Raw genomic sequence first — 13,301 nt, 5'->3', positions numbered from 1 at the left:
TGCCGGTCTGCCGAATGGAGATATAGATGCTCTCGCTGCTGCAACGTAAAAGGGTATTTCCATCTGCCGATACATCGCCTACCCCGCTCACGGAATTGACCAATGGGCTGATCCGGCCGGAATCGGCGGCCTCGTTGCTGACCACGCCACGCCGCGAGAAGTTGCTGGAGCACATCTGGCAGCGCACCGCCCTGTCGCACCAGCAGTTCGCCTGGCTATACCGCACGCCTCTTGAGCGCTACGCCGAGCTTGTGCAGCAATTCCCCGCCTCTGAAAGCCATCATCATGCCTACCACGGCGGCATGCTCGACCACGGTTTGGAGATCGTAGCCTATGCACTCAAACTGCGGCACTCCTACTTGCTGCCTGCCGGCGCGACGCCGGAAGACCAGGCCGCACAGTCCGAAGCCTGGACGGCCGCCACGGCGTACGCGGCGCTGCTGCATGATATCGGCAAGATTGCCGTCGACCTGCACGTCGAATATGAGGACGGAGCCCGCTGGCATCCCTGGCACGGTCCGCTGCAACAGCCGTATCGTTTCCGTTACCGCGATGACCGGGCGTACCGCCTGCACAGTGCGGCCGCCGGGCTGCTCTACCACCAGTTACTTGATCGCCACATCCTCGACTGGCTCAGTGGCTATCCGGCGCTCTGGTCTGCGCTGCTCTATGTCCTGGCCGGTCAGTACGAACATGCGGGCGTATTGGGAGATCTGGTCAGCCAGGCCGACCGCGCTTCTGTGGCCCAAGAGCTGGGGGGCGACCCGGCCAAAGCCATGGCGGCACCGAAACACTCGCTCCAGCGCAAACTGCTCGATGGCCTGCGCTACCTGCTCAGGGAAGAACTGAAGCTGAACCAACCCCAGGCCTCGGATGGCTGGCTGACCCAGGACGCCCTCTGGCTGGTCAGCAAAACCGTCTCCGACAAGCTGCGCGCGCACTTGCTGTCACAGGGTGTAGACGGCATACCGGCGAACAACTCGGCGGTGTTTGATGTGCTGCAGGACCACGCCATCTTGCAACCGACGCCTGAGGGCAAAGCGATCTGGAAAGCCACCATCACCAGCGCAACCGGCTGGTCGCATAGCTTCACGCTGTTGCGGCTGGCGCCGGCCCTGATCTGGGAGGCGACCCAACGCCCGGAGCCGTTCACCGGCACCGTAGCGGTGGAGACACCGGTCGACGAGGCGGCCTGTACAACCGATGACGACCCCAAAGTTGACCCCGTTATTGGTACAGCCGCCACCGCCCCGCCCGGTACGCCATTTCAGCAGGATTCCAATCAGACGCTTGCGAACGAGACTGCATCAAATTCAACCAAGAACGCAGGGGGTCAATCCAACGTAATTGAGGATCTGCTCTCAGTGTTCGATCTGCCCGATCTGAACTCCGCGACCACATCACTTCCTCAGCCTGCTGATTCAGCGAATACGGCGCTCAACGCGAACGAGCTAGTACCAAAGCCGCCCGCACCGGAAGCCTCACCAAAAACTGCGGCAGAGCAGCCTTCGGGCGAACATTTCATGTCCTGGCTGAAGCAAGGCATCCAGTCACGAAAGCTGATCATCAATGATGCCAAGGCTCTGATACATACCGTGGCCGATACTGTGTTCCTGGTCAGCCCGGGCGTGTTCCAACGCTATGCGCAGGAGCACCCCCAAATCGCCGTCTACGCCAAGGAAGATAATCAGCAGGGTTGGCAGTGGATACAGAAACGCTTCGAGAAACTACAGCTACACCGCAAGCAGCCCACCGGGCTGAATATCTGGACCTGTGAAGTGACGGGACCTCGCAAATCACGCCGTTTGTATGGATATCTATTGCAGTCCCCAAGCCTAATGTTCGATGAGATCCCGCCGAATAACCCTTACCTAGACATAATGAATTGACCTGCCCGACCTCGAGCGAGTGGATTACGCTTGTAAGAGCGTTAAGCCTTCAAACACAGAACAATAATCAAGGTGGGCAGGCATGGACAACTTTAGCTTAGACAGCGGCCTCGACACACAAAGGCAGCATTCCAGTGGCGATTGTTCAAGCGCGCCGGAGCAAACTTGTGTATTACAGGAAAATTCCGAACACACCCGATGCCGTCAGTAAACGGGTCAAGCGGCTCAACTCAGCGGGTGAAGTGCCCGCGTTCTGTTACGAAGCGGGCCCTTGCTGATACCGCCTCTATCGGCAGATCACCCAACTCGGGCATCAGTGTGACATTGTCGCTCACTGAATGATTCCGACGCGTCCGGGCGATCCTGTCAAGACCGACAGGCGGGATTCGAAGTCACTGTCTAGCCTGTACCGAGCAGGTGAGGATATGAAGAGCAGCAGGTACGTCAGCGATTAGAGGCTTTCTTGCTACGTCACGGCAAGCACTACGAGGCGGGTAAGAGCAGGTGGACCCAGGCGCACTTCTGCTGACAGGAAAAACTCAAATTCGAGCTGCAGCTAGTGCTTGAGGAGTGCCCAACAGCAGCTATCAGTACGACCAGCATCGGTGGACCAAACATAGAATCAGATCGTATAAAGATGGCGTCATCCGCGAAGAGCAGGTCAGTGTGCTGGACTTGGAAGTAGCGTTCGGCAAACGCTCTGGTCCGGACGTCGCCGCCGAAGGCGTCTCCCAAGTTTACCGCCTCTGTGCTCGACCTAACTCCATTGCCCGCCACACGCTTCGTAGCGCAGCTTAGAGACACTGCCTGCGTGTGTTACGTGGTTTCTTGAGTGCATTCTGATTAGCAATTGGCTGCGAAGATTACTGTACGTCGGGCCCTTCAGACAAATCGGGACGCTGTAAAAAGTTGACCATCCATCACCATGTCCTTATCCGACATCTTCGCCGATTTCCCCCTATCTCCATTCCGAGGAGTCCCGCCAAATGGCGCGGCATCCCGAACATCCCAACACCTTCACGCGCCAGCGCAAGCTGCCGCTACAGTCACTCATCGCCGTCATGCTCACCGGCCTGTGCAAGAGCGCCTAGGCCGAGCTGGATCAGTTCTTTGACCTCTTGCGACAGCAAGCGCAGTTGGAGCGGACAGTTTCCGAACTGGCCTTCGCCCGGGCTCGGACCAAACTTTCTCCATCCGCCCTGCCACAGCTCAAGGACTTCCTGATCGAGCACGCCGAGCAGGCCGATGGCTGCCGCACTGGCAGGGTCTACGTCTGGTTGAGAAAGAGCTTAGACCTAGGCCGGATCGAGCTTGAGGTTCTCCGCCTACAGGGCACGCAACAGTCCCACACTAAGACCCTCAGCACCGCTACGGCTATAACATCACAGTGGCGACCGATTAGCACGCTCACTCCATCACAGATTCTTACCCAGCTCCCCTTTAACAACGCTCTTATATAAAAAGGAGCGGTGGGTCCTGGCCCAAGATCGGTGCCAGGCCACCATTTTCATTCATTGCGCCGGCACATCCACAAGTCGATTTTTCCAGTAACGGTGAACGGCGAACAACAACGAGGCTACGGTCAGCGCGATAAAAAACCAAGCGATGGGGCCGCGGAAAAATACCGACGGATCACCCTTGCTGATAAGCAGCGTGCGGCGCAGGTTGTCTTCGAACATCGGCCCGAGAATGAAGCCAATCAGGAAGGGGGCTGCCACGATTCCTGTGCGATTGAAGACAAAACCGAGCAGCCCGAACAGCAGCATCAAACCAATATCGAAGGTACTGTTGTTTACGGCGTACGCGCCGTAAACGCAGAACATCAGTACGATCGGCAGCAGGATGGCCTTAGGTATATCTGCAATCAGGGAGAAGTATCGGATAGCAGCGTTGCCCACCAGCAGCAGCACAACGGAGCTAAGTAGAATACCGCAGAATAGCGCATAAACCAGGCTCAAGTTCTCTTGAAACAGCACCGGCCCCGGTGTCAGCCCGTGGATCATGAAGGCGCCAAGAATAATCGCTGTAATTACATCACCAGGTATCCCCAGCGAAAGCAGCGGTATCAGGGTGGCCCCTGCGACGCCGTTATTGCCGGCTTCCGCCGCGGCGACACCTTCAATCTCACCCTTGCCGAAATTATGTTTGTTCGGTGACTTTCGCTTTGCTTCGCTGTAAGAGATAAAGGCCGCAGCCGTCGCACCAGTGCCGGGAATTGCTCCGATGATGACACCTATTAAGCTACCGCGGATAACGCTCTTTAAACAACGTTTACACTCGGCCAGCGTCAGCGACGCACCCGATACCGCCGAGCGTATCTGCGGCCCCACCTTGCTGGTATAGAACTCGATGATCTCAGGAATCGCGAATAGGCCAATCAATAGCGGCACAAAGGAGACCCTGTCCATCAGGTTATAACTGTCGAACGTCAGCCGTTGGGAGCCATAGACAGCATCCAGGCCGATAGTAGAGACGATAATCCCGAGCCCTGCAGCAATCAGGCCTTTAACCACCGAGTCGCCGGAGACTGAAATGATTATCGTCAGCGAGAAGCAAATCAGCCAAAAATATTCCGGAGGACCGAAATTCAACGCGATCTTGGCCAAGTAACCGGCGAAGAAGATAAGCGAAATATTGGAGATAACGTCAGCCACGCAAGACGAATAGAGCGCCGTTTTAAGTGCCTTCTTCGCATGCCCTTGCTGCGCCAGCGGATAACCATCAAGTAGCGTGCACGCCGACGCGGGCGAGCCAGGGGTCCGGATCAGGATGGCAGTAATAGAACCGCCGTACATGCCACCTTTATAGATACCGATCAGCAGCAAAATCGCCGTCACCGGCTCCATAGAAAAGGTAAATGGCAGTGCCAATGCTACGGCCATGGTGGCGGTCAGGCCTGGAATGGCGCCCACCACCACTCCGACCAAAACGCCAACAGCGATCGCAACAAAGTTATCGACACTCAAGAATATCGAGAGTACTTCAGAAAAATTTTCCATCCTAGATGTCCAAATTCAGGTATTCAGTGGGATACACGCTCTGCAAATCAATCCGCTCGACGCCTTCACTCCCAGATCATGCCGACCGGCAGCGGCACGTTAAGCACATGGACGAAAAGAAGCGAGACGACCACCGGAAACACCAGGGCCAGCAGATAAATTCTGACTTGCCGCAGACCATGAGCGATAAACAGCATTGCCGTAGCAATCACGCCACTGGCGATGGCTCCGAGTTCCTCTAACAACAACGAATAGACGAGGCCAGCCGCTAGCATCAACACCCAGCGCAGCCTAGGCACCTTCGCATGTACATTCTCAACAGAATTCTGCTTCGGCGGACGTCGTATGCCTTCCAGTAAAACGATAACTGAGAGCAGTAATACCACCCAACCAGTCACCAAAGGCAGGAAGCGCGGCGACAACATAGGATTCTTGACCATCTGCGGCTCGGTAATATACTGCGGCACTAGGTAAAAAATAAATATGCTGGCCAACACGACCAAACACATACCCAATATCAAGTCCGGCTTGATGCGACCATGGCATTCAGAACGATTGACCTCTTTGGTCTTCACAACCAACCTCCGACGAAACGATAAACGGGAGTCCGGGCGCAGGAGCCACACGGCCCCTGCGTTTCGACCACTTAGTTCTTGATATTCGCATGCTGGGCCACTTCGGCCCACTTGGTCACTTCCTCCGCAACGAAGTCACGAAAGACCTCGCCGTCCTCTTCCCCCGGTTCCGCGCCAATCTGCGGCAAGAAAGAGGTGAAGGATTCGCGCCCCATTATCTTCGTCATGGCGTCACGCAGCTTAGACACTGCCTCGTCTGGCATAGACTTGTGCGCAATCAGACCAAACCAGGCTGAGGTTTTATAGCCACCCAAGCCATAGTCGATGCCGACCTCAGCGACAGTGGGCACGTCGGGCAGGAAGGGCGAACGCTTGGTCGTAGTCACGGCAAGCGCCTTTAGTTTACCGGACTTAATGTGGGGAAGTACGGTCGGCATGTTCTCGAAGGCTACATCGACATCCCCCCCCAGCAGTGCCGGCAGCGCTTCACCGCTGCCACGGAACGGCACGTGTACCATGTTCGTGTCCGTGAGGTTTTTGAAGAGCTCAGCAGACATATGAACGGAGCTCCCAACACCGGGGGAGCTAAAGGTCAATTCTCCTCCCCGTGCCCCATCAATAAATTCCGCGACGCTGTTATACGGGCTGTCGGCCGGCACTACCATCACGTTCGGAATGGTTATGACGTTGCGGATAAATCGGAAGTCATTCACCGGAGCGTAGCGTAGTCCCGAGTAGATAGCCGCACCGATGGCATGCCCCGGGGACGCCATCAGGATGCTGTGATCCGCGCCACGACCACCACGGGCCAGCTGACCGGTTCCGACTGTCGACCCCGCACCCGGACGATTCTCGACGATGACATTGCCCAACTCATCTTTAAGCAGGTCTGCCACCTTACGTGAAATGATATCCGTAGTGCCTCCCGGCGAATAGGGAACGATCAGTTTCACGGTGTCACTTGGCCATTCAGCCGCCGCGGCTAGGGAGACAGGAAGCACTGCCGTCGCCGCCGCAAATGTCACCGCGCCAGCCAGTTTCACCATCAGTCGTTTCATGATGAGGTCCTTAGTTCTTTGTTATAAGATGAGGAATTTGTTCGAATATAGAACAACTGTGCGAATATCAGATAATGCCGAGCCACTTTTACACAATCTTTATCGACAGGCAAGTGAATAGCACTCTGCTGTTCAATCACACTCCGTGCCAACTTCAAGCTTGACAAGCAATGGGAAAGAAATCTACGATTTACGTTATTCGAACCAATGTACGATAATCGAACAAACAGGACTGGAATGACAATTATAGTGACACTCAAGGAGGCCGTATCTCGTTACGTAAAACCAGGTATGACAGTCGCCTTGGAGGGTTTCACCCACCTAATCCCCAATGCTGCGGGGCTAGAAATCATCCGTCAGGGTGTAGGTGACCTGACCCTGATACGGATGACCCCTGACTTGATTTATGACCAGATGATCGGGATGGGCTGCGCCAACAAGCTGATTTTCTCTTGGGGCGGTAACCCGGGCGTCGGCTCGCTGCACCGCTTTCGTGATGCTTACGAAAATGCAAACCCTCGCGCTCTAGCGATTGAGGAGCACGATCACGCGGCCATGGCCAACGCCTATGCCGCCGGCGCCGCCGGATTACCACTTGCGATCTTTGATGGTTACCGCGGCACCTCCTACCCGGAGCACAACTCCAATATTCGAAGCATCGCCTGCCCCTTCAGTGGGAAAAAGCTGTCCGCCGTCCCGGCGCTGCGTCCAGACGTCGGAATCATCCACGCCCAGCGCGCAGACCGTTTCGGTAATATCTGGCTGGACGGAATCCAGGGTGTCCAGAAAGAAGTCGTCTTGGCGTCGGAACACACGATCGTGACCGTAGAAGAAATCGTGGATCGGGTCAGCGAACGCGAGGGGGGGACGGTAATTCCGAACTGGGTGATCAACGCAGTCTGCGAAGTGCCCTCCGGCGCTTTCCCGTCCTACGCCAGCGGTTACTACGAACGCCACAACAGCTTCTATATCCAGTGGGACAAAATCAGCCGCGACTACAGGAAATTCCGTAGCTGGATGAGGCATTTCGTACTTGAGACGAAAGACTTCGCCGAGTACATGGACAAACTGCGGGAGGAAAACCATGTCTGAGTTGAATTTCACCCCACTCGAAATGATGACCATCGCAGCATCACGCACTCTGGCTGTCGACGATGTCTGCTTCGTCGGCATCGGACTTCCCAGCGCGGCTGCCAACTTGGCACGCCTCAGCCACGCCGAAAACATAAAACTGATCTACGAAAGCGGTACCTTGGATACCCAGCCCGACGTACTGCCGCTGTCGATCGGCGACGGTGAACTATCGTCGACAGCACTCAGCGTCGTTTCGATACCAGAGATGTTCCGATACTGGCTGCAAGGTAGAAAAATCCGTACCGGCTTCCTTGGCGCCGCTCAAATCGACCGCTACGCCAACATCAACACCACTGTCATCGGCTCCTATGAGACCCCCAAGGTGCGCCTCCCCGGCGCCGGCGGTGCTCCCCTGATTGCCACCCATTGTCAGCGTGTACTGATAACGCTGCGACACAGCAAGCGAGCGTTCGTCGACAAGCTTGACTTCATCACCTCTGTTGGCTTTTACGAAGGCGGAAACAGCCGTGAAGCACTGGGGCTGAGTGGTCAAGGTCCGGCCATGGTGATCACTGACCTGGGCATTCTCGAACCGGATACAGTCAGTCGCGAATTGGTACTGACCCACCTGCACCCAGGTGTGATGGTGGAGCAGGTCGTTAACGCCACCGGCTGGCCACTGAAGGTCGCCGCTGAACTGAAAACGACACCGGCACCGACAGTGGAAGAACTACAGGTGTTACGGGAATTGAACGCGCGTACCGAAGCGGCCTACGCCGCCCGGTAAGCGTCGCCGGCGGTAGTATTCAGGGCAGTGCCGCCGTGATCTGCTGGGACACCTGTTGCATTAGAGGTACGAATTCCCGCTCCGCGCGCTCGAGTGACACCTTACTGACATGGCTGCTAACGTTCAGAGCGAAGCATACATGCTGGTTACGGTCATAGACAGGTACCGCGACGGTCCTCAGGCCGAGTTCGAGCTCTTGGTCAATGATGCAGTACGCTTGGCGACGCACTCGTTCGATTTCGGAGCGCAATTGTTCAGCGGCCGTCACAGTGTAAGGCGTGAGCGGCTCCAAAGTGGCTGAAGACAGGAACGCCTCCAGTTGGTCTTCTGGTAGAGCCGCCAACAGCACTCGGCCCATAGAGGTCGCGTAGGCAGGCAGCCGGGCACCAATCTGTAAATTGACCGGGATCAGGCCACGCACCGGGATACGGGCTATATAAACAACATCCTGACCGTCCAGAACCGTTGCGGAGCAGGATTCGCCGAGTTTGTGCGTGATCTTCTCCATAAACGGGGTGATTGTCTCGGAGAAGTTTAGGGTAGCCAAGTAAGAGTAGCCCAGTTCGAGAACCCTGGCGGTTAGCTTGAACCGCTTATCGTCGCTTTTGACATAGCCGAGTTTCTGCAGCGTCAGCAAGAAACGCCGGGCCGAAGCACGGGACAGGTTGTTTTTCTTGGCGACGTCCGTCAGGGACATCGACGGCGTTTGTGTATCGAAGGATTTTATTACCTCGAGACCGCGAGCAAAGGTGGCGAGAAAATCTTTGTCGACGGCCCCAGGCTGGGAGTTTTTGACAGACATGCGTATTTCCGTACTGAGATAACTGACAGTTTGTTCGATTATCGTTGTTTTTGTTCACTTATCAAACATTAGCGACACCACACGCATATAAACATCAGGAAACAGGGTACCGACGGATGGGTAAATACAGCGTTCTAAACACAGACGGCGCACGCAATATCGGGCAATCGATCGCATTTCAGCTGCACGGTGAGGGCTATCGTGTCATTGCAGCCGATACAGTCGCCCCCGAAGCGACTGAGCTGACCGACGACCACCTGCTGGATTTGAGCGACGGCATCAGGTCACGTAACTGTTTAACAACCACAGTATCGTGTGCCCCGCCCGATTACGAACGCGCCCTGCACATTATCGACAACACTCTCATGCAGCGCATGGTCGAGATAGACGATGTAGCCCACAGCGTCAGATTTTTTCTGGATGCACGCAGCGGCTACGTCACCGGTCAGGCCCTCTATGCCTGCGAAGACATGACTGTCGGTTTAGCCTCGATTTGATCCGGTTCGCAAGCTTAGCACCGGGCAAGATACCCGTGGAGCGCTCCCCCTACACCACGCGCATTAGCGCACGATAACAAGGAGATGATGCAATGGCAGGTCCACTAACAGGCCTTCGAGTACTAGACTTGACCCGCGTGATGGCGGGTCCTTGGTGCACGCAGATTTTCGCCGACCTCGGCGCTGAAGTAATCAAGATCGAACGCCCCGGCACCGGAGATGATACGCGCTACTGGGGTCCGCCCTGGCTCGCGGACCGGGACGGCAACGAAACCCGAGAGTCGGCCTATTACCTCTCCGCCAACCGCGGCAAACACTCAGTCACCGTTGACCTCAGTCGAACCGAAGGCCAAGAGCTGATTCGCGAGCTGGCCACCAGCAGCGACATCCTAGTGGAAAACTTCAAGACCGGCACCTTGGCCAAGAAAGGGCTCGGTTACAACGACCTAGTGACGGCCAACCGCGGGCTCATCTACTGCTCTATCACCGGTTTCGGTCAGACCGGGCCTATGGCCCAAGATGCCGGCTACGACTACCTCATCCAGGCCCAGGCCGGCCTGATGAGCATTACGGGTGCGGCAGACGGCCAGCCTGGCGCAGGCCCACAACGGGTCGGGATGGCTGTCGCGGACCTGACCACCGGCATGAATGCGGCGATCGCGATCCTGTCAGCGCTGCACCACCGCAATAGCACCGGCGAAGGGCAGCATATAGACATGGCGTTGCTGGACGTCCAAGTCAGCTGGCTGGCCAACCAGGCGTTAAACTATTTCTGCGGCGGCACAGCACCAACCCGCACCGGCGAATACCACCCGAACCTAGCCCCCTACCAGCCGTTCCCGACCACAGATGGCCAGGTCATCATTGCTATCGGAAACGACGGTCAGTTCCAGCGTTTCTGCGCCGCGGTGAAACAGCCAGCGTTGGCCCAGGACCCTAGGTTCCGCACCAACCCCGATCGAGTACTGAACCGCCCCGCGCTAGTGGAACTGATGTCGGAAATCACTCGCAGCCGCAGTTGTCGCGACTGGTTGGACCTACTGCGCGAATTACATGTGCCTTGCGGCCCAATCCAGGATATAGCCCAGGTATTCCAAGACCCTCAGGTCCTAGCGCGCGGCATGAAAATCGAGCAAGAGCACCCGGAGATCGGTCCCGTTCCCGGTGTTGCGAATCCAATCAAGTTCTCAAAAACGCAGCAGGAGTACCCTAAGCCGCCACCCAAACTGGGTGAGGATACCACCACGATACTCGAGCGGTTGCTTGAGAAGAGCCCGGAACAGATTGCGGCCTTGCAGCAGCAAGGAATCGTCTGAGTCTCAGAGTCAACGGGCTCCCCGGTGGCACTGGGACCCCTCCTGACCGTAACAAGCCCTCACTGGTTATGGCACCAAGATTGCCGGAGGAAAGGAAGCCCATGATTGACTGTCCTGAATCATCAAGAAAACAGGGAAAAACGTCTCGAAATGTCGGCAGTATGAAGCATTTCCTGCGTCCAAGCAGTTACACCCGGTCCCGCTCTATTCTCACCTATCTGGCGCTGCTTACCGGAGTCGCAACCTTTATGCCGGGCAATACGGTGGCTGCAACTCTCTTTGCCTGCCTTGCGATTGTGCTTGGCTGGGGCAACCTGAGGCTAGCGGCGCGGGTGCTTTTTACACTCATAATTCTCTTTACCCTTGTGGCGATGACTTATGCGCCTGAGGCCTTACCCAAGGCAACCGGTAACATGGCGCAAATCGGCGCCCTGATTATTACGGTGATGCTATTGTCCGCAGTACTGGGCCAATCTAACGACCTTAAAGTCATATCCCGTAGCCTGTTTGCCGGGAAATCGTTATTACGCTACCTTAGCATGACCTTCGGTACTGCATTACTATCCATTCCACTGAACTTTGGAGCCGTCGGTGTAGTGGCGACGATGATCGGCCTTCAGGCTAAGGCACAGGGTGACAGTGCCTTGACACACAATGCCGCACGGGCCGTGGTGCGCGGTTTTGGTGCATCCCCCATGGCCTCACCACTGTCGATATCCTTTGTCATGACCCTCACTTTCCTGCCAAATCTGCCAAGCTGGAAACTGATAGCCCTAGGCCTTCCCGTCGCTACTTTCTATCTTCTAGCCGGCACCTTAGCCAGAGAAGAGGAGCCACTTCACAAAGATATGCCCGCACCCTCTGAGTACAGCCAATCCGCCTTAATTTCCTGGCTAAGGTTCGTTGCCATCATTGCACTGATTTGTGTGGGCACATTTGTGCTTAATGCAAAGGCGGGATTGCTCTACTCCCAGTCGGTAACCTTGAGTTGTCTGACTGCGGTAGTAGCCGGCCTTGTTTATCGTCGAATGGCCGATGGTGTAGTGTCCCTGCCATCGCTAGCCGGCATCAATAACGAGTTGCTGATCATGGGGGGCTCGTCTTTTCTGGGCGGTATCATCGGTACCTTTGCACTGAATTGGCTGGGCATACATTTCAGTTTGCCCTCTTGGGCTTATCCGCTGGTGGCCGGTACAGTGCCATGGCTGTTCTTTGCTAGCGGAACTCTGGGAGTAAACCCTATTATAACTTGCACCCTTTTGGGCAGCATTTTAGGGCCGATTTGGCCTGAATACAGCTTGCTAGGGTTAGGCTTGGGGATTGTTGTCGGCTGGGGGGTCACCATTGCAGGCACGCCCTACTCCGCCAATTCCCTTTTGCTAGAAAGTTGCACCGGCTACAAAGCAAAACGGGTCTCATATGAATGGAGCCTCAGATACTCACTAATAACGCTAACACTATCTAGTTTGCTCTGCATATTACTGACCCTACCAAGAGGCCTCTGATTAGTAACCAATGGGATGGACTCCTCCTCACCCCACTCCGGCGTCATGCGCCAAAATGGTGGGTGTGAAGATCCAACCATCATGTGGATGAGGAGAAGCCCAGATGAACATTATCCGTGTCGGTGTCGATATAGCCAAGTCGGTGTTTCATGTGCACGGGGTCGATCGTCATTGTCAATTACAGTGGCAAGGCAAGTACTCACGGCAGAAGTGGCTGGAGGCATTATGCAAACGCGTCCCCGTTGGCGCCGAGATTGGCATGGAGGCTTGCGCCTCATCCCATTACTGGGCACGCGAGCTCCAAAAGCGTGGCTATACCGTCAAGTTGATAGCGGCGCAGTTCGTGAAACCCTACGTCAAAAGTAACAAGAACGACCGGGTCGATGCCGAGGCCATCTGTGAAGCGATGAGTAGGCCGAACATGCGCTTTGTAGCCGTCAAGGCTGTTGCCCAACAGGATACGCAGGCGGCTCACCGCATCCGCGAAGAACTCGTAGGCCAGCGGACCGCTAAGGCTAACCAGATTCGTGGGTTGGTTGGCGAATACGGAATAATTGCTCCAACCGGCATCCAGCAGCTACGCAGTTCCCTACCGTGCTGGTTGGAGGATGGTGAGAATGGGCTGACCGATGCCTTCCGCGCTTTGCTTTACGGCTTGGCTGACGATCTGCGTTTTCTGGACGACCGTATGTATGCGTCCGGCGAACCCATCTTGAGCCAGTTGCCGTGAGCGCCTGATAGTGTCCACCTATTTCTAAGTGGACACCTGTTATGACATTGCCAAGCGTATCGCAAGCTC

General features: G+C 56.0%; 11 protein-coding genes. 7 read left to right on the top strand and 4 right to left on the bottom strand.

Annotation, left to right across the window (positions count from 1 at the left end; all coding sequences use genetic code 11):
- Positions 1-26 precede the first annotated feature (26 nt).
- Positions 27-1,889 (top strand): MobH family relaxase, encoded by a 1,863-nt coding sequence (gene mobH, locus MPRO_RS20340; protein ID WP_067297492.1) that lies wholly within the window; start codon positions 27-29, stop codon positions 1,887-1,889.
- A 1,511-nt stretch (positions 1,890-3,400) separates the two neighbouring features.
- Here mobH and MPRO_RS20330 read toward each other — a convergent pair.
- The 3 genes from MPRO_RS20330 to MPRO_RS20320 form a co-directional block, all read right to left on the bottom strand.
- A complete protein-coding gene (locus tag MPRO_RS20330; protein ID WP_067297486.1) occupies positions 3,401-4,888 on the bottom strand; it encodes a tripartite tricarboxylate transporter permease in 1,488 nt (495 codons plus the stop codon).
- A gap of 65 nt (positions 4,889-4,953) precedes the next feature.
- Positions 4,954-5,463 (bottom strand): tripartite tricarboxylate transporter TctB family protein, encoded by a 510-nt coding sequence (locus MPRO_RS20325; protein ID WP_067297483.1) that lies wholly within the window; start codon positions 5,461-5,463, stop codon positions 4,954-4,956.
- A gap of 71 nt (positions 5,464-5,534) precedes the next feature.
- Positions 5,535-6,521: a Bug family tripartite tricarboxylate transporter substrate binding protein gene (locus tag MPRO_RS20320; protein ID WP_245635156.1), complete on the bottom strand. Its 987-nt coding sequence runs from the start codon at positions 6,519-6,521 to the stop codon at positions 5,535-5,537.
- Between the two features lie 237 nt (positions 6,522-6,758).
- Between MPRO_RS20320 and MPRO_RS20315 the strand changes: the two genes are divergently transcribed.
- Both MPRO_RS20315 and MPRO_RS20310 read left to right on the top strand, forming a co-directional pair.
- A complete protein-coding gene (locus tag MPRO_RS20315; RefSeq protein ID WP_067297480.1) occupies positions 6,759-7,613 on the top strand; it encodes a CoA transferase subunit A in 855 nt (284 codons plus the stop codon).
- The gene (locus MPRO_RS20310) at positions 7,606-8,382 is read left to right on the top strand and encodes a CoA-transferase subunit beta (RefSeq protein ID WP_067297477.1); all 777 of its coding nucleotides are present in this window, start codon (positions 7,606-7,608) and stop codon (positions 8,380-8,382) included. Before MPRO_RS20315 ends, MPRO_RS20310 begins: the two co-directional genes overlap by 8 nt.
- A 19-nt stretch (positions 8,383-8,401) precedes the next feature.
- On the opposite strand, the gene MPRO_RS20305 is transcribed toward MPRO_RS20310, so the two are convergent.
- The gene (locus MPRO_RS20305) at positions 8,402-9,184 is read right to left on the bottom strand and encodes an IclR family transcriptional regulator domain-containing protein (RefSeq protein WP_067297473.1); all 783 of its coding nucleotides are present in this window, start codon (positions 9,182-9,184) and stop codon (positions 8,402-8,404) included.
- 116 nt (positions 9,185-9,300) lie between these two features.
- On the opposite strand from MPRO_RS20305, the gene MPRO_RS20300 reads away from it, so the two are divergent.
- The 4 genes from MPRO_RS20300 to MPRO_RS20285 all read left to right on the top strand — a co-directional run bounded on the left by MPRO_RS20300 (position 9,301) and on the right by MPRO_RS20285 (position 13,232).
- Positions 9,301-9,681, top strand: a complete 381-nt coding sequence (locus MPRO_RS20300) for a hypothetical protein (RefSeq protein WP_067297470.1) — start codon at positions 9,301-9,303, stop codon at positions 9,679-9,681.
- Positions 9,682-9,773: 92 nt separating this feature from the next.
- On the top strand, positions 9,774-10,997 hold the full coding sequence (locus MPRO_RS20295; protein WP_067297467.1) for a CaiB/BaiF CoA transferase family protein: 1,224 nt from the start codon (positions 9,774-9,776) through the stop codon (positions 10,995-10,997).
- A gap of 101 nt (positions 10,998-11,098) precedes the next feature.
- Complete coding sequence (locus tag MPRO_RS20290) at positions 11,099-12,502, top strand: hypothetical protein (protein WP_158651896.1); 1,404 nt, start codon at positions 11,099-11,101, stop codon at positions 12,500-12,502.
- A 103-nt stretch (positions 12,503-12,605) separates the two neighbouring features.
- On the top strand, positions 12,606-13,232 hold the full coding sequence (locus MPRO_RS20285) for an IS110 family RNA-guided transposase (RefSeq protein WP_082709004.1): 627 nt from the start codon (positions 12,606-12,608) through the stop codon (positions 13,230-13,232).
- Positions 13,233-13,301 lie beyond the last annotated feature (69 nt).

The sequence above is a fragment of the Marinobacterium profundum genome (assembly GCF_001528745.1).
In the GTDB taxonomy this organism is placed as follows: domain Bacteria; phylum Pseudomonadota; class Gammaproteobacteria; order Pseudomonadales; family Balneatricaceae; genus Marinobacterium_A; species Marinobacterium_A profundum.
Note: the sequence above shows the minus strand (reverse complement) of the source record. Positions and strands in the feature narration are given on the sequence as shown.

Coding starts and splice junctions, on each gene's coding strand:
- MPRO_RS20290 (WP_158651896.1), top strand. CDS start 11,099: ATGATTGACTGTCCTGAATCATCAAGAAAACAGGGAAAAACGTCTCGA.
- MPRO_RS20320 (WP_245635156.1), bottom strand. CDS start 6,521: ATGAAACGACTGATGGTGAAACTGGCTGGCGCGGTGACATTTGCGGCG.
- MPRO_RS20300 (WP_067297470.1), top strand. CDS start 9,301: ATGGGTAAATACAGCGTTCTAAACACAGACGGCGCACGCAATATCGGG.
- MPRO_RS20305 (WP_067297473.1), bottom strand. CDS start 9,184: ATGTCTGTCAAAAACTCCCAGCCTGGGGCCGTCGACAAAGATTTTCTC.
- MPRO_RS20285 (WP_082709004.1), top strand. CDS start 12,606: ATGAACATTATCCGTGTCGGTGTCGATATAGCCAAGTCGGTGTTTCAT.
- mobH (WP_067297492.1), top strand. CDS start 27: ATGCTCTCGCTGCTGCAACGTAAAAGGGTATTTCCATCTGCCGATACA.
- MPRO_RS20310 (WP_067297477.1), top strand. CDS start 7,606: ATGTCTGAGTTGAATTTCACCCCACTCGAAATGATGACCATCGCAGCA.
- MPRO_RS20330 (WP_067297486.1), bottom strand. CDS start 4,888: ATGGAAAATTTTTCTGAAGTACTCTCGATATTCTTGAGTGTCGATAAC.
- MPRO_RS20315 (WP_067297480.1), top strand. CDS start 6,759: ATGACAATTATAGTGACACTCAAGGAGGCCGTATCTCGTTACGTAAAA.
- MPRO_RS20295 (WP_067297467.1), top strand. CDS start 9,774: ATGGCAGGTCCACTAACAGGCCTTCGAGTACTAGACTTGACCCGCGTG.